General features: G+C 59.5%; 15 protein-coding genes. 3 read left to right on the top strand and 12 right to left on the bottom strand.

The window, feature by feature from the left end; all coding sequences use genetic code 11:
- Positions 1–104: 104 nt before the first annotated feature.
- The 7 genes from KHU33_RS15060 to KHU33_RS15030 all read right to left on the bottom strand — a co-directional run bounded on the left by KHU33_RS15060 (position 105) and on the right by KHU33_RS15030 (position 11,269).
- Complete coding sequence (locus KHU33_RS15060) at positions 105–479, bottom strand: VOC family protein (protein ID WP_211464307.1); 375 nt, start codon at positions 477–479, stop codon at positions 105–107.
- 38 nt (positions 480–517) lie between these two features.
- Complete coding sequence (locus KHU33_RS15055) at positions 518–949, bottom strand: EamA family transporter (protein ID WP_211464303.1); 432 nt, start codon at positions 947–949, stop codon at positions 518–520.
- Positions 950–1,087: 138 nt separating this feature from the next.
- Positions 1,088–2,575, bottom strand: a complete 1,488-nt coding sequence (locus tag KHU33_RS15050; protein ID WP_230414288.1) for an efflux transporter outer membrane subunit — start codon at positions 2,573–2,575, stop codon at positions 1,088–1,090.
- Positions 2,576–2,609: 34 nt separating this feature from the next.
- Positions 2,610–5,828: an efflux RND transporter permease subunit gene (locus KHU33_RS15045; protein ID WP_211464301.1), complete on the bottom strand. Its 3,219-nt coding sequence runs from the start codon at positions 5,826–5,828 to the stop codon at positions 2,610–2,612.
- A gap of 21 nt (positions 5,829–5,849) precedes the next feature.
- Positions 5,850–9,008, bottom strand: coding sequence for an MdtB/MuxB family multidrug efflux RND transporter permease subunit (locus KHU33_RS15040; RefSeq protein WP_211464300.1), 3,159 nt, complete (start codon positions 9,006–9,008; stop codon positions 5,850–5,852).
- A 17-nt stretch (positions 9,009–9,025) separates the two neighbouring features.
- The gene (locus KHU33_RS15035) at positions 9,026–10,378 is read right to left on the bottom strand and encodes an MdtA/MuxA family multidrug efflux RND transporter periplasmic adaptor subunit (RefSeq protein WP_230414287.1); all 1,353 of its coding nucleotides are present in this window, start codon (positions 10,376–10,378) and stop codon (positions 9,026–9,028) included.
- Between the two features lie 393 nt (positions 10,379–10,771).
- Positions 10,772–11,269, bottom strand: coding sequence for a Spy/CpxP family protein refolding chaperone (locus tag KHU33_RS15030; protein ID WP_211464295.1), 498 nt, complete (start codon positions 11,267–11,269; stop codon positions 10,772–10,774).
- A 336-nt stretch (positions 11,270–11,605) separates the two neighbouring features.
- Here KHU33_RS15030 and KHU33_RS15025 point away from each other — a divergent pair, with 336 nt between their 5' ends.
- Together KHU33_RS15025 and KHU33_RS15020 are read left to right on the top strand one after the other, a co-directional pair.
- Positions 11,606–12,328, top strand: coding sequence for a response regulator (locus KHU33_RS15025; RefSeq protein WP_211464334.1), 723 nt, complete (start codon positions 11,606–11,608; stop codon positions 12,326–12,328).
- 51 nt (positions 12,329–12,379) lie between these two features.
- Positions 12,380–13,765 carry an ATP-binding protein gene (locus KHU33_RS15020; RefSeq protein WP_211464293.1) on the top strand — a complete coding sequence of 462 codons (1,386 nt, stop codon included), beginning with the start codon at positions 12,380–12,382 and terminating at the stop codon, positions 13,763–13,765.
- A 564-nt stretch (positions 13,766–14,329) separates the two neighbouring features.
- On the opposite strand, the gene KHU33_RS15015 is transcribed toward KHU33_RS15020, so the two are convergent.
- Positions 14,330–14,887: a glycine zipper family protein gene (locus tag KHU33_RS15015; RefSeq protein WP_211464291.1), complete on the bottom strand. Its 558-nt coding sequence runs from the start codon at positions 14,885–14,887 to the stop codon at positions 14,330–14,332.
- 11 nt (positions 14,888–14,898) lie between these two features.
- On the bottom strand, positions 14,899–15,243 hold the full coding sequence (locus KHU33_RS15010) for a hypothetical protein (protein WP_211464289.1): 345 nt from the start codon (positions 15,241–15,243) through the stop codon (positions 14,899–14,901).
- Between the two features lie 301 nt (positions 15,244–15,544).
- Between KHU33_RS15010 and KHU33_RS15005 the strand changes: the two genes are divergently transcribed.
- Positions 15,545–16,768, top strand: a complete 1,224-nt coding sequence (locus KHU33_RS15005; RefSeq protein ID WP_211464287.1) for a CaiB/BaiF CoA transferase family protein — start codon at positions 15,545–15,547, stop codon at positions 16,766–16,768.
- 3 nt (positions 16,769–16,771) lie between these two features.
- On the opposite strand, the gene KHU33_RS15000 is transcribed toward KHU33_RS15005, so the two are convergent.
- The 3 genes from KHU33_RS15000 to KHU33_RS14990 all read right to left on the bottom strand — a co-directional run bounded on the left by KHU33_RS15000 (position 16,772) and on the right by KHU33_RS14990 (position 19,447).
- Positions 16,772–18,148: an ATP-binding protein gene (locus KHU33_RS15000; protein WP_211464285.1), complete on the bottom strand. Its 1,377-nt coding sequence runs from the start codon at positions 18,146–18,148 to the stop codon at positions 16,772–16,774.
- Positions 18,124–18,786, bottom strand: a complete 663-nt coding sequence (locus tag KHU33_RS14995) for a response regulator transcription factor (RefSeq protein WP_211464283.1) — start codon at positions 18,784–18,786, stop codon at positions 18,124–18,126. The genes KHU33_RS15000 and KHU33_RS14995 overlap by 25 nt, the downstream gene beginning before the upstream one ends.
- A 64-nt stretch (positions 18,787–18,850) precedes the next feature.
- Positions 18,851–19,447 (bottom strand): phosphatase PAP2 family protein, encoded by a 597-nt coding sequence (locus tag KHU33_RS14990; RefSeq protein ID WP_211464281.1) that lies wholly within the window; start codon positions 19,445–19,447, stop codon positions 18,851–18,853.
- Positions 19,448–19,695 lie beyond the last annotated feature (248 nt).

Below are 19,695 nucleotides of genomic sequence, written 5' to 3'. Positions count from 1 at the left end.
CGGTCGAATGACTGCTTTGGACAGGAGCGGACGTCTAACGTTTGACATGAGGGACGGACGCAAGCGGGAGAAGCCCGCTTGTGGACGTCCCCTCGATGGAAGGGTTAGGCCTCGGGTTCGTGGCAAACCACTTCGATGTTGTGCCCGTCCGGACCAATGACAAAAGCTGCATAGTAGTTCGCGTGGTAGTGCGGGCGCAGACCAGGCTCACCATTGTCTTTGCCACCCGCCTCCAGAGCCGCGCGATAGAAAGCTTCGACTTGCTGGCGATTCTCGGCCGTGAACGCCAAGTGAAGATGCGCCGGCCTCTCCTCGGTTTGGAACAGGCACAATGAAGCCTTACCCTTTGGGCTAAGCTCGACACCATACGTCGGCGGCCCCTCCGAGGCAACAGCTACGCCGAGCGGTTCGAGTGCCTTGAGGAAGAACGCCTTGCTCGCTGCATAGTCGCTGACTCCGAATTTGACGTGGTCAAACATGAATTCTCCTGAAGTGTGCGGGCCTGCGCGAGGCCCAACTAAAACGCAATAATCACCACCGAACCGGCCACAATCAGCGAGCCGCCGATCGCCACCGGCCAGGTCAGCTGTTCACCGGCAAACAGCAAGCCTAGCACGATGGCGAAGGCGACGCTCAATTTGTCGATCGGCGCCACCTTGGATATCGGCCCGATTTGCAGGGCGTGGTAGTAGCACAGCCAGGACAGCCCGGTAGCGATTGCCGACAAGACCAGGAACAGCCAGTTGGAAGGGTTGACCAGCGTTGGCTTTTGCCATTCGTCGCGCAAGGTGACGATGCCGGCGATCACGAACAGGATGACGATGGTGCGGATGAAGGTGGCAAAGTTTGAATTCATGCCGGTGACGCCAAACTTGCCGAAGATCGCCGTCAGGCCGGCGAAAAAAGCAGAGCCAAGCGCAAATACCTGCCAGCTGGAGCCGAAATTCATTTTTTTTCTCCCGGATATGCAATGTGAATTAGTCGAGACTATTGAAAACCCTCGTCATTCCAGCGCAAGCGGGAATCCATGTTGAGCTTAAAATGGATCCCCGTTTTCGCGAGAACAACAAGAAAGCAGGAATAATTTTTATTTAACTGCTGGTTTGCCGGTTCCAGCAGCGTCGCGATCATTCAGCACGGCGTTGTCTGGCAGCTCAGTCTGATTCCAGCCACCGCCAAGAGCCTTGATCAGCAACACACTGGCGGCAAAGCGCCGATCCTGGATACTTAGCGCCGACAGATCGGCGTTAAATGCCGTTGTTTGCGCCGTCACCACACTGGTGTAGTTGACGGTGCCGGCCCGGTACTGATTCATGATCAGGTCTGCCGCTTGATGGGCAAACTTGACAGTCTCGTCCTGGACCGCAGCTTCCTGTTCCAGAATGCGCAAGGCCGCCAGATTGTCTTCGACTTCCTGGAAGCTGGTCAGCACCGCCTGTTTGTATACCGCGACGCTGGCGTCGTAGGCGGCAATCGCCTTGTCGCTTTGAGCGCGCCGGGCGCCGCCGTCAAACAGAGTCGCCGCCAGCGCCGGTCCTAGCGACCAGATGCGGTTCGGCACCGTCAGCCAGTTGGCAAAACTGCTGCTTTGAAAGCCGCCTGAAGCGGACAAGGTCAGGTTAGGAAAATACGCCGCTTTGGCGACGCCGATCTGGGCGTTGGCCGCCGCTGCCAGCCTTTCCGCCGAACTGACATCGGGACGCCGTTCCAGCAGCGACGACGGCACGCCGATCGGAATCTCCGGCAGCACCGCAACCAGCGGCGCCGGTGCAATCGAGAAGCTGGAAGCAGCTTGTCCGGTCAACAGGGCGATCGCGTGTTCCAGCTGCGCACGCGAGACGCCATTGTCCAAGGCCTTTGCTTGCGCGCCTTTGAGCTGGGTCTGCGCTTGAATCACGTCGGAGCGGGCGACCACGCCAACGGCATACTGGTTTTGCGTCAGTTGCAGCGATTTCTGATAGGCCGCTACCGTCTCGTCGAGCAAATTTTGCTGGAGGTCGAGCACTCGCAATTGCAGGTAATTTTGCGCCAGGGAGGATTGCGCGCTGAGCCTGGCCACCTGCAAGTCGGCAGCGCTGGCCTGAGCCGAGGCCCGGTTGGCTTCCACCGTGCGGCTGATGCGGCCCCACAGATCGGGTTCCCAGCTGGCGCTCAGGCCTAGCGCATCGGTGGTCGATACCGAGCCGCTGCTGCTACTGCTGCTACGTCCGCCGGAGCGGGTGGCCGAGACATTGGCCGATACCATAGGAAAGTAAGATGATCTTGCCGATTCCACCAAGGCTTTCGCTTGCCGGAACTGGGCTTCGGCTTGCGCCAGGTTCTGGTTGGATATATTGACTTGCTCGACCAGCGCATTCAATTGCGGATCCTGATAAATCTCCCACCATTTGCCATGCAGTTCCTGATCTTGCGGAGTCGCGGTTTTCCAATCCTTGTTTTCCTTGAAGGCAGCCGGCGCCACGGTGGCCGGGCGCACGTAATCCGGGCCGACGGCGCAGGCGCTCAACAGCAGCGCCGCGGCTGCCGCCGCCAACAGGGTTTTACGCGTAAGTGCTTGTGTGTGCGTTTGCTTCATATTGGATCCGTTGATCATGCCATTGATTTTCTTGCTACGCTTCGCTGATATCCGGCAACGGCCTGCCGCCGCGCCGCTCCCATTTGTCTTTGCTCCACAGACGGAAGCGATCCATATACAGGTAGACCACCGGAGTCGTGTACAGCGTCAGCAACTGGCTCATGACCAAGCCGCCGACAATTGCGATGCCAAGCGGCCGGCGGAGCTCCGCGCCATCGCCATGGCCCAGTGCCAGCGGCACCGCACCGAGCATCGCCGCCATGGTGGTCATCATGATCGGCCGGAAGCGCAGCCGGCAAGCTTCAAAAATCGAGTCGCGCGTGGATAAGCCCTGGGTGCGTTCAACGTCCAGTGCAAAGTCGATCATCATGATGGCGTTCTTCTTGACGATACCGATCAGCAAGATCACCCCGATCAAGGCAATCAGGCTGAAATCGGTGCCGGTCGCCAGCAACGCCAGCAAGGCGCCGACGCCGGCCGAGGGCAAGGTGGAGAGGATAGTGATCGGATGGACATAGCTTTCATACAAAACGCCGAGCACGATGTACACCGCCAGCAGCGCCGTCAGAATCAGTACCGGCTGGCTGCTCAAGGATGACTGGAACACATTGGCGCTGCCCTGGAAACTGCCGTGCACTTCGGTTGGCACGCCGATCCGGGCCAGCGTGTCGTTGATCGCCGCCGTCGCTTCGGATAAGGAAACACCGGCAGACAGGTTGAAAGAAATGGTGGAAGCGATGAACTGGCTCTGGTGATTGACCCCGAGCGAAGTATTGGTCGGCTGGAAGCTGGAAAACGCCGCTAGCGGCATCTGTTGCTCCACCTTGGTCGACAAGGTCAGCGCCAGCGACGAATTGGAAGCCAGCTTGCCGCCTGCGGTCAATGCCGGCGGCGTGCCGAGGGCGGAAGTGGTGGGCGACAGGTTAGCGGTGCTGGCCGGGATGCTGACATAAGTATCATGCAAGATCTGCGGACTTTGCCAATATTCCGGCGCCGCTTCCATCACCACATGGTACTGATTCATGCCGCTGTAGATGGTCGACACCTGGCGCTGGCCGAACAGGTCGTTCAAGGTCGAGTCGATCAGCTGCGGCGTGACGCCGCTGCGTATCGCGCTTTCGCGATCGATGGTCAAGGTGGTTTGCAAGCCCTTGTCCTGCTGATCGGTATTGACGTCGGCCAGTTGCGGCAAGGCGCTGAAGGCTTCGCGGATCTTCGGTTCCCAGGTGCGTAGCAGATTCAGATCGTCTGATTGCAAGGTGTACTGGTACTGGGCGTCGCTGGAACGGCCGCCGACCCGGATATCCTGTACCGATTGCATGAACAGGTTGGCGCCGGGCACGTGGCTGAGTTTGCCGCGCAGACGTGCGATCACCTGATCGGCGGTCAGTTTGCGTTGCGACAGCGGCTTGAGGGTGATGAACATGTTGCCGCGATTGCTCTGGCCGCCGCCGGTGAATGCGATCACGCTCTGCACATCGGGATCATTGCGGACGATTCCGACAAATTCATTCAGTTTGGTGCGCATCGACTGGAACGAAATCGCCTGGTCGCCCTGGATGCCGCCGATCACCAGGCCGGTATCCTGCTGCGGGAAAAAGCCCTTGGGGATAGCGGTGTACAGATAGATGTTCAGCACGATGGTGCCGAGCAGGATCAACATCATCAATGGCGAGAAGCGCAAGGCCCATGCCAGCGAACGCTCGTAGCCGCGCAACATGGCGTTGAAGGCGCGTTCGGTGGCGTTGAAGAAACGTCCTTGCTTGCGGTGCGGTTCGTGCTTCAGCAGGCGCGCGCACATCATCGGCGTGGTGGTCAGCGATACCACCAGCGATACCAGGATCGCTACCGACAAGGTGACGGCAAACTCGCGAAACAGGCGGCCGACGATACCGCCCATCAGCAGGATCGGGATGAACACGGCGATCAGGGAAATACTCATCGACAGCACGGTAAAGCCGACTTCCTTCGCTCCTTGCAATGCTGCGGCAAATGGCGTCATCCCCTTTTCAATGTGGCGCGACACGTTTTCCAGCACCACGATTGCATCGTCGACCACGAAACCGGTGGCAATCGTCAGCGCCATCAGGGATAGATTATCGAGGCTGTAGCCCAGCAGATACATGACGCCGAAAGTGCCGATCAGCGAGACCGGCACGGCGACTGCCGGGATCAGCGTGGCGCGGCCGTTGCGCAGGAACAGGAACACCACCATGATCACCAGCGCGATCGACATCATCAAGGTGTTTTCGGTTTCGCGCAAAGAGGCGCGAATGGTCGGCGTGCGGTCGAGTGCGACATCGAGATTGATGGCGGCCGGGATCGAGGCGCGCAACTGCGGCAGCAGCGCCCGTACTTCATCTACCGTATCGATAATATTGGCGCCAGGCTGGCGGTTCAGGATCACCAGCACCGACGGCTTGCCGTTGGCGGAGCCGGCGTTACGCAGATTGGCCACCGAATCGACCACCGTGGCGACATCGCTGACGCGCACCGGCGCGCCGTTGCGATAGGAAACGATCAGCGGCATGTATTCGGCAGCGGTCTTGGCCTGGTCGTTGGCGTAAATCTGCCAGTTCTTGTCGCCGTCTTCCAGTACGCCCTTGGGGCGGTTAGCGTTGGTGGCGGCGATCGCCGTGCGCACGTCGGCGGTGCCTATGCCGTATTTATTGAGTGCGGTCGGATTCAGCTCGACCCGCACCGCCGGCTGCGAACTGCCGCCGACGCTGACCTGGCCGACGCCTTTTACCTGCGACAATTTTTGCGCCAGGATGGTATCGGCGGCATCATACATCTGGCCCTGCGTCATGCTGTCCGAGGTCAGCGCCAGGATCATGATGGGCGCGTCGGCCGGATTCACCTTGCGATAATTCGGATTGCTGGGTAAGCCGGTCGGCAGCAGGTTGCGCGCTGCGTTGAGCGCGGCCTGGACATCGCGCGCGGCGCCGTCGATGTCGCGGCTGAGATCGAACTGCATGGTGATGCGGGTGGAGCTGAGCGAGCTCGACGAGGTCATTTCGGTGACCCCGGCAATCGACCCCAGTGCGCGCTCCAGCGGCGTCGCCACGGTGGCGGCCATGGTCTCCGGACTGGCGCCCGGCAATGAAGCCGAGATCGAGATGGTCGGGAAATCGACTTGCGGCAACGGCGATACCGGTAGCAGCCGGAACGCCACCATGCCGGCCAGGGCAACGCCGATGGTCAGCAGCGTGGTGGCAATCGGCCGTTGGATGAAGGGGCGCGAGATATTCATGCTGTGCTGTTATCCCTTGCCTTACGGTCTATCCGGCCGCGGCTGCGGTTGCTGGACGGTGTCATCGTGGTCGTCATCACCCTTGCTCTGGTCTTCCTTGCCGCCAAAGCGCGCTTTCATGCGGCGCGCCAGATTATCGAACGCAAGGTAGATGACCGGCGTGGTGAACAAGGTCAGCACCTGCGATACCAGCAAGCCGCCAACCATGGTGATCCCCAGCGGTTGCCGCAGTTCCGAACCGACGCCGGAGCCGAGCATCAACGGCAATGCACCCAGCAGAGCCGCCATGGTGGTCATCAGGATCGGACGGAAGCGCAGCAGGCAAGCCTGGTAAATCGCATCGCGCGGGGTTTTGCCTTCGTTGCGTTCTGCGTCCAGCGCAAAGTCGATCATCATGATGGCGTTCTTCTTGACGATACCGATCAGCAGGATAATCCCGATGATGCCGATAATCCCCAGGTCGCTGCCGGCGATCATCAGCGACAGCAGGGCGCCGACGCCGGCAGAGGGCAGCGTCGACAAGATCGTGATCGGGTGGATGTAGCTTTCGTACAGCACGCCAAGCACGATATACATGGTGATGATTGCCGCCAGGATCAGCATCAGCGTGTTGCTCAGCGATGCCTGGAACGCCAGTGCCGCGCCCTGGAAGCTGGTCTGGATGCTGGCCGGCAGGCCGATATCCTGTTCGGCTGCATGGATCGCCTTGACGGCGTCGCCGAGCGATGCGCCGGGCGCCAGATTGAAGGAAATCGTGGTGGCGGGGAACTGGCCGATATGGTTGATCACCAGCGGCGAGGTGCGTTCCTCAACCGTGGCGATGCTCGACAGCGGCACCTGGTTGCCGTTTCCGGCGACCAGGAAAATGCTGTTCAACGCCGCCGGTCCTTGTTGGAATTCCGGTTTGACTTCCATCACCACCCGGTATTGGTTCGACTGGGTATAGATGGTCGAGATCAGGCGCTGGCCGAAAGCGTTGTATAGCGCATTGTCGATGGCAGCGGTGGTGATGCCGAGGCGCGATGCGGCATCGCGGTCAATCGCGATGTAGGCTTGCAAACCGAGATCTTGCTGGTTGCTGGCGATGTCCGCCAGTTGCGGAATCTGGCGCAGGCGCTCGATCAGCTTGGGCACCCAGATGCTCAACTCGTCAGCGTTGGCGTCCTCGACGCTGAATTGATACTGGGTGCGGCTGACGCTATCTTCAATCGTCAGGTCTTGCACCGGTTGCATATACAGCGTGATGCCGCCGACCTGGCGATCCAGTTCCGGCTGCAGGCGGCGGATGATGTCGCTGGCGCTCAGATTGCGCTGATCGTGCGGTTTCAGGTTGATCAGCATGCGGCCGCTGTTCAGGGTGGCGTTAGTGCCATCGACACCGATGAACGACGACAGGCTTTCGACCGCCGGATCTTTCAGCACCACCGCCGCCAGCGCTTGCTGCCGCTCCGCCATGGCGGCAAATGACACCGACTGGCTGGCTTCCGAGATGCCCTGGATGACGCCGGTGTCCTGCACCGGGACAAAGCCTTTTGGAATAAAGATGTACAGCACCGCGGTCAGCACCAGCGTGCCGATCGCCACAATCAGGGTGGAGAACTGATGGCGCAACACCCATTCCAGCACCACCCCATAGCGGGCGATAATCCGGTCTAAAGTTTCACCGCTCTTGCGGTAGAACCAGGTTTGCTTTTGTTCCGGGATATGGTGCAACAGCTTGGCGCACATCATCGGCGTCAGCGTCAGCGAGATGACGGCGGAAATCAGGATGGCCACCGCCAGCGTGATGGCGAATTCGCGGAACAGACGGCCTACCACGTCGCCCATGAACAGCAGCGGGATCAGCACTGCAATCAGGGAGAATGTCAGCGAAATGATGGTAAAGCCGATTTGCTCCGCGCCTTTCAGGGCCGCCTGCAAGGGTTTCATGCCTTCTTCGATGTAGCGCGAAATGTTTTCAATCATCACGATCGCATCGTCGACCACGAAGCCGGTGGCGATGGTGAGCGCCATCAGGGTCAGGTTGTTGACCGAGAATCCGACCAGGTACATGACGCCGAAAGTGCCGATCAGCGACAGCGGCACCGCCACGCTGGGGATGATGGTGGCCGGTACGCTGCGCAGGAAAACGAAGATCACCATCACCACCAGGGCCACCGACAGCATCAGTTCGAATTGCACATCCGAGACCGAGGCGCGGATGGTGGTGGTGCGGTCGGTCAGGATCTGGACATCGATCGCGCCGGGCAAGGTTTCCTGCAATTTCGGCAGGATCTTCTTGATGCTGTCGACCACGCCGATGACGTTGGCGCCCGGTTGTCGCTGGATATTCAGGATCACCGCCGGCGAGGTGTTGGACCAAGCCGCCAGGCGGATGTTTTCCGCATCGTCGACCACGTCGGCGACATCGGAAACGCGGATTGGCGCGCCGCTCTTGTAAGCGATGATCAGGTTGCGGTATTCATCGGCCGAGCGCAGCTGGTCGTTGGCGTCGATGGTGGAGGCGCGCGTCGGGCCGTCGAAGCTGCCTTTGGCCTGGTTGACGTTGGCGTTGCCGATGGCGGTGCGGATGTCATCCAGGTTCAGGCCCAGCGCCGCCACTGCGCGCGGGTTCAGCTGCAGGCGCACGGCAGGACGCTGGCCGCCGGATAAACTGACCAGGCCTACCCCGGGCACTTGCGAAATCTTTTGCGCCAGGCGGGTATCGATCAGATCTTGCACCTTCGGCAGAGGCAGCGTTTTCGAGGTGATCGCCAAGGACATGATCGGTGTATCGGCCGGGTTGACCTTGTTGTAGATCGGCGGCGTCGGCAGATCGGACGGCAACAGATTGCCGCCGGCGTTGATCGCTGCCTGGACTTCCTGTTCGGCGATATCGAGGCTCAGGTCGAGGCTGAATTGCAGGGTGATGACCGAGGCGCCGCCGGAGCTGGTCGACGACATCTGGTTAAGGCCGGGCATCTGGCCGAACTGGCGTTCCAGCGGCGCGGTGACGGATGAGGTCATCACATCCGGGCTGGCGCCGGGATACAACGTCACCACCTGGATGGTTGGATAGTCGACTTCCGGCAGCGCCGAAAGCGGTAATTGCTTGTAGGCGACGACGCCGGCCAGGAAAATGGCCAGCATCAACAGGGATGTGGCAACCGGGCGGAGAATGAACTGACGTGAGGGATTCATGCGTTCTTCACAGTCGTTTATTGACTGGCGCGGTTGTTGGCGGAGGCGGGGGCCGCGGCAGGTGTGCTGGCGGCGGCACCGCCAGCGGCGTCCTGGCCGTGACGGCGACCGCCCTTATGGGTGCCGGCAGCGCTGCTGGCGTCAGCGCCAGCAGCCGCAGTTGCTCCAGTTCCAGCCGCAGCCGGGCCGCCACGGATCACCGGCTCCACTTTGGCGCCTTCCTTGAGTTTGTCGATGCCGTCGATGACCACCGTTTCGCCGACTGCGATACCGCTGTCAATCGCGGTCGATTCGCCTTCTGCCGGGCCGGCCGTCACCGGCCGGATGGTGACCGAATGATCGGCTTTCACCACATACACGAAATTGCCCTTGGCGCCGCGTTGAATCGCCGCGTTCGGAATCACGGTAGCGTCGCGGCGGGTGTCGAGCAGCATGCGGACATTGACGAACTGGCTCGGAAACAAAGTGTAATTGGCATTCGGGAATTCCGCCTTCAGCTTGACCGTACCGGTAGTGCTGTCGACCTGATTGTCGATGGTCAGCAGCGCGCCGCTGTCGAGTTTGTTCTTTTGATCGCGGTCCCAGACATCGGTCGCCAGCTTCTTGCCAGCCTGAATCTGTTTCATGACGCTGGGAATATTATCTTCGGGAATGCTGAACACGCTGGTGATCGGTTGCAGCTGGGTGATGACCACGATGCCGTTGGTATCGCTGCTCTGCACTATATTGCCGAGGTCGACCTGACGCAAACCGAGCCGGCCGCCGATCGGCGCAGTGACGCGCGAATAAGTGAGTTGCAGGCGGGCGCTGTCGAGCGAGCCTTGATCCGATTTGACCGTGCCCTCATATTGCTTGACCAGGGCGGCCTGGGTGTCGACCTGCTGGCTGGCGATGGAATCTTGCGCCAGCAGCGTGCGATAGCGTTGCAAATCGATTTGCGCAGCTTTTAGCAGTGCGGTGTCTTTAAGCAGTTGGCCTTCGGCTTGCGTCACCGCCACCTGGTAAGGGCGCGGATCCAGCTCGGCCAGCAAGTCGCCGGCCTTGACTATCTGGCCTTCCTGGAAATGCAATTTCATCAACTGTCCGTTAACCCGGCTTTTGACCGTCGCCGTGGCTTCCGGAGTGACGCTGCCGAGACCCGAGAGATAGATCTTGATATCGCCCGTTTTGGCGATTGCGACGCCGACCGGCAACGGGCCGCCGGCGCCGGCAAATGCGCCGCGTTTTCCGCCATTTCCGCCTTTACCGCTTTTGCCGCCGCCATTCGGGGCTTGCCCCGAGCTTCCCGTGGCCGGGTCAGCCGGCTGATGGCTGCGACCCCAGATCAGGTAAGCCGCCAGCGCCAGCACAACGACTGCGATCAGCCACAACCAGCCGCGCTGGAATCCGCCCTGGTACTGGTTTGGAAGGGCAGGTCGGGGCTGGCTAGATTGGTCGATTTGGGGAGTCGGTGTAGTAGTCATCGCAGGCAGGAGGTCAGTCAGATTGTGGTCAGGCGCAATGCATGAATTTGCCGGAAATTGGCGCTCAAGGCGTGCAGCAAATTGTTGAAAATCAATTACATGAGTTTAGCGAGTAAATTTTACCGCCGTGTGTATTTATTAGAAATTGTTTCAAAATAATGAAACGGGCTGGCGAGGCAGTGTAGCCATTAGCCAGGAGGGTGGCAATGTGGCTGATCCGGATGGAGTTGCACCTGGCAAGCGATTACGCTGTATGCCGGGTGCCGGTTTCGGCCCAGTCGGAACCCGGGCCGGTTGCAGTTACGGGCGATCGTCCGAACCGCCGTGGTGAAAGCCGCGATGGCCGAAACGATGCTGCTCCATTTTCTTGAAATGTTCGTCAAAGACCTTTTGCTGGACCGGTGTCAGCACCGCGTAAAACTCCTTGACCGCAGCGCTACGCTCGGCCAGGCGCGCTTCGGCGCGTTTCATGAATTCAATCTGGTGGTCCATGCGTTCAGGGGCGGTTTGCTTGGCCCATTCTTCCTTGCTCGGACGTTGTGGCGCATCCGCTGGCCTGACCGGCTTGATCTTGCCGATGAAGGTTTGCCATGCAGCTTCCTGGGCCGGGGTTATTTTCAAATCGTCATGCAACTTGGCCTGACGTTTTGCCATCTTTTCGGCAAATTTGGCTTGTTGTTCCGGAGTGGGCGCATGGCGGCCGTCGGCGCCGTCGGCTTGCGCGTAGGCGGTCATGCCTATGGCAGCAAAGCTCAGCGCAGCCACGCCGATCAGCAGTTGTTTGCGAAGCTTGAACATAATGAATCCTTCCATGAATATAAGTGCAATCCGCACAACTCGCATTGGAACGCGCTGGTGTATCGCAGGTTTTTCATGGGGGTATGGCTTTGTATCGCCGTGTAAGGCGTCAAGTTTGCTTTGTATCTTAAAGTGTCCATGCACTTGATAGATATGCCAATATACAAATTACTATCGTCTTTCTTGTGCCGAGTTGCCATAATCCTAGAAACTTCAAGCACTTACCAACTATCAGGGATCGCACGCATTGAATACTTCGTCATTGATCATTAAGATCTTCGTTTTCCGATTGACCGCGCTGCCGGTCTTATCGCAGTTACTAGGATAATCATGTATATGGAAACTGCTGCTCACATACTGGTGGTCGACGACGACCACGAAATCCGCACTCTGCTGGCCGAATACCTGGACGCCAACGGCTTCCGCACCCTGATGGCGACCAATGGCGCCGACATGCGCAAGGTATTGTCGGAAGCGCGGGTCGATCTGGTGGTGCTGGATCTCACCTTGCCAGGCGAAGACGGCCTGACGCTGTGCCGCAACCTGCGCGCCGATTCGAATATTCCAGTGATCATGCTGACCGCGCGCGGCGAGCCGCTGGACCGCATCCTTGGCCTGGAAATGGGCGCCGACGACTATTTATCGAAACCGTTCGAACCACGCGAATTGTTTGCCCGCATCCGCAGCGTCTTGCGCCGCACTCAGGCGCTGCCGCCGAACATGGCATCGCCGGAAGCCCAGCAAATCCAGTTCGGGCGCTGGACCCTGGATCTGATCGCCCGGCATCTGGTCAATAGCGAAGGGCTGGTGGTCGCCTTGTCGGGCGCCGAATATCGCATTCTCAAGGTGTTTCTGGATCATCCGAACCGGGTTCTGAACCGCGATCAGTTGCTGGAACTGACCCAGGGACGCGAATCCGATCCCTTCGATCGTTCGGTCGATATCCAGATCAGCCGCCTGCGCCAGAAACTGGGCGACGACGCCCGCACCCCGGTGATTATCAAAACCGTGCGTAACGAAGGTTATGTGCTGGCGACTGCAGTGACGGTGGAGTCGTGACGCGAGTGTGGCGTCGGGCAGCGGTTGCTGCGTATTAGAAAGAGAATCGGAATGCCGTTCGTGAGAAATTTTTTTGGCTCGGTTGCCAACCGGGTGTTCCTGATCTTGCTGGCGGGGATCCTGGTCGCCGCCGCCACCACCAGCTGGCTGGCCGATAATGAGCGGCGCAAGGCGTTCAAGGAATTTTATGAGTTTCGCATCGCCGAGCGGGTCGAGCAGATCGTTTTTTCGCTAGACAACGTCGGCCCCGAGATGCGTTCCGTGGTGCTGCAGACCAGCGATAATTTCGGTCTGGAAGCGAGCATGGTCAAAGATACCGAAAACGCCACCAATGAAAATCCATCGCTGACTGCTCTTCTCAAGGCGCGGCTGGGCGGCGATCGCAGCGTGGTGGTGGATAAGCAAAGCGACTGCCAGTTGCACACCCGCAGAGGCTTGGATTTTCGCCGGGTCGAAGAATGCCAGGTGGTATACGTCAGCCTTAAAGACGGCACACTGCTGAAGCTGAAACTGCGCATGATGCGCGGGCCGGGAGGGCCGGGAGGGCCGCCAGGAGGACCGCCCGGACGGCCGCCAAGCATACCTTATCTGTCGCCTTATCTCGGCCTGTTTCTGTTGTTGATCGGCGCTCTGGCTTTTTTTGTCGCCAAAATGACAGCGCGGCCGATCAAGCATCTGGCGATTGCCGCCGGCGAGTTGGGGCGCGATATCGACCGGCCGCCGCTGGACGAAACCGGGCCGACCGAAGTGCGCCAGGCCGCCACCGCCTTCAACGCCATGCAGGCGCGTATCAAGCGGCAGATCCAGCATCGTACTCACATGCTGGCGGCGATTACGCATGACTTGCAAACGCCGTTGACCAGGTTGCGACTGCGTCTGGAAAAAGTGGGCGAGGATGATTTGCGGCGCAAGCTTCTGGAAGATCTGGCGGTGATGCAGAGCATGGTGCGCGAGGGTTTGGATCTGGCGCGCAGCATGGATTCGGCGGAGGTGATGCAGAAGCTGGATATCGATTCCTTGCTCGATAGCGTTTGCGCCGATGCGGTCGATGCTCGGCAGGACGTTACGCTGGAAGGGCGTACGCGGGCTTCGATCATGGCGCAGCCTAATACCTTGCGGCGCTGTCTGACCAACCTGGTCGATAATGCGACCAAATATGGGCGTTATGCGCGGCTGCATGTGACGCGGGAGGGTTCCGATATCGTGATCAGGATCCGGGATGGCGGAATGGGGATTCCTGATGAGTTGCTGGAGACGGTGTTCGATCCGTTTTTCAGGATGGAGACTTCGCGTTCGCGGGATACTGGGGGGACAGGGTTGGGGCTGACCATTGCGCGCAATATCGCTGAGAATCACCGGGCTGCGTTGCAGTTGCGTAATCATCCTGAGGGTGGGTTGGAGGTTACTTTGCGGTTGCCTGCGTTGAACGGGATTTGAAGGTAGCTGATTAGGGCGCTGCTCCGTGGGTACATGCCGGGGGTAGCCCGGCGGCTACTTGCTTTCTTTTGCTTCGCCAAAAGAAAGTAAGCAAAGAAAAGGCGACCGCAAAGCCGTTGCCTTCCCTTCGGTCAGGTCCCCAAATGCACCGGCTGCCAGTCGGGTGGGAGGACCAACTCGCTGCGCTCAGACATGTCCTCCCACAATTCCCGACCGGCAGCCGGTACATTTGGCAACGTCTCAATGCGGGGCAAGTCAAAAGCAGAGTCAAAAACAATCCCACGCAGTTAAATGGGGTCGGAGTTTTTTTCGCGGGTGTTTGCGAAAATTACTCTGACCCCTTTTAACGGACTGCGGAGTAGATGACGTTGCATTCGATGGGCGGTCGCCCTTACTCGTCGCTAGCGCGAAGCACCGGCTAGCGGTGTATTCTCAAGGTCTTTGATTCCTCCCGCCACGTACTGTTGTCATTTGCCGGAGCAGCATCTGCAGCAGAAAAAGTGGTCTCTGAATGCACAAAGACATGCGTAAAGCATGTCTTTGTGGTGAGACTGATTATTGCGATCAGTAAGGAGCGTAATCCGGCGGCGGACCATAATTGCCCCGCGGCGGCGGGTAATAATCAGGCGGCACTGAGTACTGCGGAGGGGGCGCATACTGACGACGATTATTTGCATAGCCGCCGGAGACAGGAACCTGATTGCCCTTGGCGTACATGCATTGGGTGTAGACATTGTTGTACTGGCGCTGCATGCCATAGCTGCTGCGTGCGGCCGAGTCGCCGGCTACCGAGCTGCCTGCCAGCAAGCCGACGCCGCCGCCAATCGCCGCACCGGCGCCGGCACGGCCGGTGGCTGCGCCGATCAATGCGCCCGCCGCAGCGCCGATCACGGTGCCGGCTGCTGCTGTGCCTACCGCATTGTCGGCTGCCGCTTGCGGCGCGTACGGTCCTACTCTTTCCTGGGCCGCGCGCTGACAGACTGCTTCGTCGTTGCGGAACTGTTCATAGCTTTTGCCGGCGCCTGGCAGCGCCATCACATTCGGGCCGGCCGGCGCGGTAACGCAGCCGGACAGCAGAACGGCCATCGAGGCCGCGATTACCTTGGTAGTTCCATTAATCATCACACACCGCCTTATCTAGGTTGATCTTCGTCCGGCATTACCTTCATCCAGCCTTTGGGGCAGCGTGGAATCTGCGGGTAATAGCCAGCCGGATTGGGGCAGTAATACGCATAATTCGGGGCTTTTTCTATATAGGTTTGCGGCTCAGGCGCGACGTAGACCGGCGGCGGGGCGTAATACACCGGTGGCGGCGCGTAGTACACCGGCGGCGGGCCCCAATACAGCGGTCCGCCTATGGTGACGCCGAAGCGCGGGCCGTAGAAGCCGCCATGGCCGTAATAACCGTAAGCAAAACTGGCTGAGCTGGCTACCATCAGGCCCGCAGCAGCAAGTACCAATAGAGCAATTTTCTTCATGATATGTCTCGCGCATTTATCAGTTATCTAACAATAATCCTGGCTGTTGCAATTGCCAAAAGGAGTTACTTCTGGTTGCAAATGTTGGCGTCAAGATCAATCATTTTAACTCTTTGATACAAATCAGACGATGTGGGTGAATCAAGGCCGTGGATTCCATGATATCGATCAAGGTGCTGCAGAAGCCGGACGGCCAGTTAGACGCCGCCGCATGCATGGCTGCTGGCTCGCGTCCTATTCTATAATCTGTTGTTATGCAGTCTCATTGCTTGGATAAACAAGACGTCATCAGGTGATAGAAATGAAGCAGCCCTCCGCACCGCAGCAATCCTCCCTCCAGGGCGTCAAGGTGATCGAACTCGGCACCTTGATTGCCGGCCCGTATGCCGCCAGCCTGCTGGGCCAGTTCGGCGCCGAGGTGATCAAGATCGAAGCGCCGGGCGATGGCGATCCGCTGCGCAAATGGCGCAAGCTGCACAACGGCACTTCGCTCTGGTGGTATTCGCAAAGCCGCAACAAGAAATCGGTGACGCTGAACCTGAAGTCGGAGCAGGGCCAGCAGATCGTGCGCGATCTGGTCAAGGACGCCGATATCGTGATCGAGAATTTTCGTCCCGGCACCTTGGAAGGCTGGGGTTTGGGCTGGGAGGATTTGTCGAAGATCAATCCCAATCTGATCATGGTGCGGGTCTCCGGTTATGGCCAGGATGGCCCGTATCATGCGCGTCCCGGGTTTGCGGCGATTGCCGAATCGATGGGCGGCTTGCGCAACCTGGCCGGTTATCCGGACCGGCCGCCGGTGCGGGTTGGCGTCAGCATCGGCGACACGCTGGCGTCGCTGTATGGCGTGATCGGCGCATTGCTGGCCATGCATCATCTGAAGGCGAACGGCGGCCGGGGCCAGTTCATCGACATCGCTTTGTACGAAGCGGTATTCGGCGTGATGGAAAGCCTGATCCCGGAATATGCCGAGTTCGGTTTCGTGCGCGAGCGCACCGGCGCCAGTTTCCCCGGTATTTCGCCATCCAGCACCTATCCATGTTTAAGCGATGAACGCGGCGAACACTACGTCATCATCGCCGGCAACGGCGACAGTATCTTCAAGCGCCTGATGCACGCTATCGGCCGCAGCGACCTGGCCGAAGATCCGCGCCTGGCGCGCAACGATGGCCGGGCGCAGCATAACGACATGCTCGATGCGGCAATTACCGGATGGACTTCGCAACACGCTCTGGAGCATGTGCTGCAGGTGCTGGAACAGGCCGACGTGCCGAGCAGCAAGGTCTATACGGCGGCGGATATTCACCAGGATCCGCATTTCCGCGCGCGCGACATGATCCAGCAACATATGCTGCCGGACGGCCAGCCGATAGACTTGCCGGGCATCGTGCCGAAACTCTCGGCAACGCCGGGCCAGACCAACTGGGTAGGGCCGGAACTGGGGCAGCATACGGCGGAGGTGCTGGCAACGATAGGCAGAAGCGCGGAGCAGATCGCGCAGTTGCGGCAGCAGGGCGTGATCTGATCTTTACGTTTGCGGCAAGGGAAGTTTAATGATCACTTTTAGTCCGTAGGGTGCGATGTTGCGGGCATGCTGCAGTTCGAGCTTGCCATTTAGCCTTGCCACGATCGATTTGACGATGGAAAGCCCGAGGCCCGAGCCGTCCTGATCGCTGCCCAGCACCCGGTAAAAAGGATCGAGTACCCGTTCGCGCTCGGCTGCTTCAATCCCGGGACCGCTATCTTCCACCTCGATGCTGACCAGGCCAGGCTGGGTGCGCACGCGCAGCTCGACGTTACCGCCTGGCGGCGTGTAGCGGACTGCGTTATCGAGCAGATTACGCAGCAGGGCGACGATATCGACTTCTTGTGCTACCAGCGTGATTTCGGTATCAGCTTCGACGCCGATATCGATCTGCCTGGCTTGCGCCAGCGGCAAGCTATCCTCCACCACCCGCCGCAGCACCGCTTGCAAGGAAACCGGGGTCAGTTGAGTCAGTTGAGAGGCGCCGGTATTTTGCGAGCGGGCCAGCGTCAGCAATTGTTCCAGCAAGGCTTTGCTGCGATTCAAGCCTTGCCGCAACGGCAGCAGGCGCGCTTTCGAGGCCGGCGAAAGATCGGTTGCCGCCAGATTTTCCGCTTGCAGCGACAATGCTGTCAGCGGCGAGCGCAATTCGTGCGCGGCGTCGGCAAGAAAGCGCCGCTGGGTATCCATATTGTCGGCAACCCGCCGCAGCAGGCGATTGATCGAGCCGATCAGCGGCCGGATTTCATCCGGCACCTGTTGCTCGGCGAGCGGACGCATGTCCTGGTCGTCGCGCCGGTCGACTTCCTGCGACAGTCTTTTAATCGGCCACAACATGCTGCGCACCATGGCGCTGACCAGGGCTATCAATACCGGGATCAGCACCATGAACGGCATCACGGTTCGCAAGCCGCTGTCACGGGCGATTTCATCGCGTACGGCAGTCTGCTGGCCCACCGCCAGCCGCTGGCCGGATGCGGTGGATTGCACAAATAGACGCCATGGCACGTGATCCACTTCTACCGTTTGCATGCCATCGGGCAGATCGTAGGAAAGACGCAGGGACTCCTCGTCATCCCTGGCGGCCGGGGTTGCTGGCGCTGCTGGCTCCGGAGTCAAGATCTGGACGATGACTTTCGATTCCTCATCCTTCATTTCTCCTGTCGCACGACGGTTCGGCGTGGCTGGCGGCAGATCGCGGCTAAGCACCAGCGCGGCTACCTGGCGCAACTGGTCATCCTGCAGATCGTTGGCTTCATGGAAAGCCGAAAAAAAAGAAAACACGCCGGCCGGCACCGCCATGGCCAGAATCACCAGAGACAGCCATAGCGATAGCCGGAATTGCAATGAACGGCTTAGTCTTGCTTTGAAACCATCCATCCCAGCCCCCTGACATTTTTGATCGAGGCCGCGCCCAGCTTTTTACGGATCGAATGAATCAGGAATTCCACCGCATTGCTCTCGACTTCTTCATTCCAGCCGTAGATGCGGTCTTCCAGTTCCTGGCGCGACAGAATCGCTCCCGGTCTTAGCAACAGTGCGTGGAGCAGGGAGAATTCACGGGCCGACAAGCGGGTGGCGACGCCGTCCGCTGTCACCTCACGCGTGCTGGGATCAAGCGATAAGGAACCGTTACTCATCACCGGCTGGGCGTTGCCGGCCTTGCGCCTGACCACGGCGCGCATGCGCGCCAGCAATTCGCCCATTTCAAACGGCTTGACCAGATAGTCGTCGGCGCCCAGGTCGAGGCCGCCGATGCGGTCTTCGACGGCGTCGCGCGCCGTCACGATCAATACTGGCAAGGCGCTGCCTTGCTGCCGCAACTGGCGCAGCACGGCGAAACCATCTTGGTGCGGCAAGCCCAGATCAAGCAGCATCACGTCGTAGCTCTGGCTGGTCGCGGCGCTCAAGGCCGCACGGCCATCGTGGATCCAGTCGACGGCGTGGCTGGCGTCGCGCAATGCCGTCTGGACCGCATCGCCGATCATGCGATCGTCTTCTACCAGCAATACCCTCATTCTCGTTCCCTTCTCCACTTCATGCGTCAAACCGCGCCTCCGCTGATTCTACCTCGCAGTCAATTCATTTCAATACCCAGCCGCGGCGGATCAGCGGCGCCAATAAATAGCGATGGATGATGGAGGCGATTCGGAACAGCGGTCCGATAAACCATTGTGCGGCGCTCAGGCAGAGTCCGGCGCTAAGCGTGGCGACCAGCGCCGCGCCAAGCATGTCGAGCGGGAAGTGCACTCCCAGGTAGACCCGGGCCCAGGCCATCGGCAGGCCGAGCAAGCTCAGGATCAAGCCGCTCTTGCGCAGACGCTGGTGCAGCAGAAAACTGAAGGCTACCGACCATTGCAGAGTCAGATGATCGCTTGGAAACGAAGAATCGGCGGCATGCTCAAGAAAGTTAGTGCCAAGGCCGAGCATGAACGGGCGCGGATGCTGCCACAACATGCCGATCAGCATGCTGATCGATAAGCCGACGATGCCGCAGACGGCGGCTTCCAGCATCAGCTTGCGTGTTTGTTCGCCACCGCGCAACCAGCCCAGCAGCAGGCCAGCCGGAATCAGCAAGATGAGTTGTTCCGCACACAGCTTGGCGGCACTTAGCAAGAATGGGGAGGGATGGGTGCTGGCATTGATCAGCAGAAACAGCGATTGATTCAGTTCTTCCATGGCGCCTTTGGCAATGTGTGCAGTATGTGCAATGTGTAAATATGCAGCGGGCTCGGGCTCGCCGTTGGTGACAGTTAAACAACAGGGTAGCTGGCGAGACTTAGCTGTTACTGAGGTGGAGGGCGATGCGCCGGATAATGCCGAAAAACGGGTTTCGGCCGGCGCCTTTCAATGAAAAAAGCCGGCGCTGACTTTCGTCAGCGCCGGCTTTACTGATGCTGGGCTAAAGGTATATCAGAAGCGAGTAC

It is taken from the genome of Collimonas silvisoli, from assembly GCF_018305005.1.
Classification (GTDB): Bacteria; Pseudomonadota; Gammaproteobacteria; order Burkholderiales; family Burkholderiaceae_D; genus Collimonas; species Collimonas silvisoli.
Note: the sequence above shows the minus strand (reverse complement) of the source record. Positions and strands in the feature narration are given on the sequence as shown.

Bases quoted from the DNA above. Each gene is read 5' to 3' on its own strand.
- KHU33_RS15060 (WP_211464307.1), bottom strand. From the start codon at position 479: ATGTTTGACCACGTCAAATTCGGAGTCAGCGACTATGCAGCGAGCAAG.
- KHU33_RS15010 (WP_211464289.1), bottom strand. From the start codon at position 15,243: ATGAAGAAAATTGCTCTATTGGTACTTGCTGCTGCGGGCCTGATGGTA.
- KHU33_RS15015 (WP_211464291.1), bottom strand. From the start codon at position 14,887: ATGATTAATGGAACTACCAAGGTAATCGCGGCCTCGATGGCCGTTCTG.
- KHU33_RS15045 (WP_211464301.1), bottom strand. From the start codon at position 5,828: ATGAATATCTCGCGCCCCTTCATCCAACGGCCGATTGCCACCACGCTG.
- KHU33_RS15050 (WP_230414288.1), bottom strand. From the start codon at position 2,575: ATGAAGCAAACGCACACACAAGCACTTACGCGTAAAACCCTGTTGGCG.
- KHU33_RS15005 (WP_211464287.1), top strand. From the start codon at position 15,545: ATGAAGCAGCCCTCCGCACCGCAGCAATCCTCCCTCCAGGGCGTCAAG.
- KHU33_RS15030 (WP_211464295.1), bottom strand. From the start codon at position 11,269: ATGTTCAAGCTTCGCAAACAACTGCTGATCGGCGTGGCTGCGCTGAGC.
- KHU33_RS14995 (WP_211464283.1), bottom strand. From the start codon at position 18,786: ATGAGGGTATTGCTGGTAGAAGACGATCGCATGATCGGCGATGCGGTC.
- KHU33_RS15040 (WP_211464300.1), bottom strand. From the start codon at position 9,008: ATGAATCCCTCACGTCAGTTCATTCTCCGCCCGGTTGCCACATCCCTG.
- KHU33_RS15055 (WP_211464303.1), bottom strand. From the start codon at position 949: ATGAATTTCGGCTCCAGCTGGCAGGTATTTGCGCTTGGCTCTGCTTTT.
- KHU33_RS15025 (WP_211464334.1), top strand. From the start codon at position 11,606: ATGGAAACTGCTGCTCACATACTGGTGGTCGACGACGACCACGAAATC.
- KHU33_RS15020 (WP_211464293.1), top strand. From the start codon at position 12,380: ATGCCGTTCGTGAGAAATTTTTTTGGCTCGGTTGCCAACCGGGTGTTC.
- KHU33_RS15000 (WP_211464285.1), bottom strand. From the start codon at position 18,148: ATGGATGGTTTCAAAGCAAGACTAAGCCGTTCATTGCAATTCCGGCTA.
- KHU33_RS14990 (WP_211464281.1), bottom strand. From the start codon at position 19,447: ATGGAAGAACTGAATCAATCGCTGTTTCTGCTGATCAATGCCAGCACC.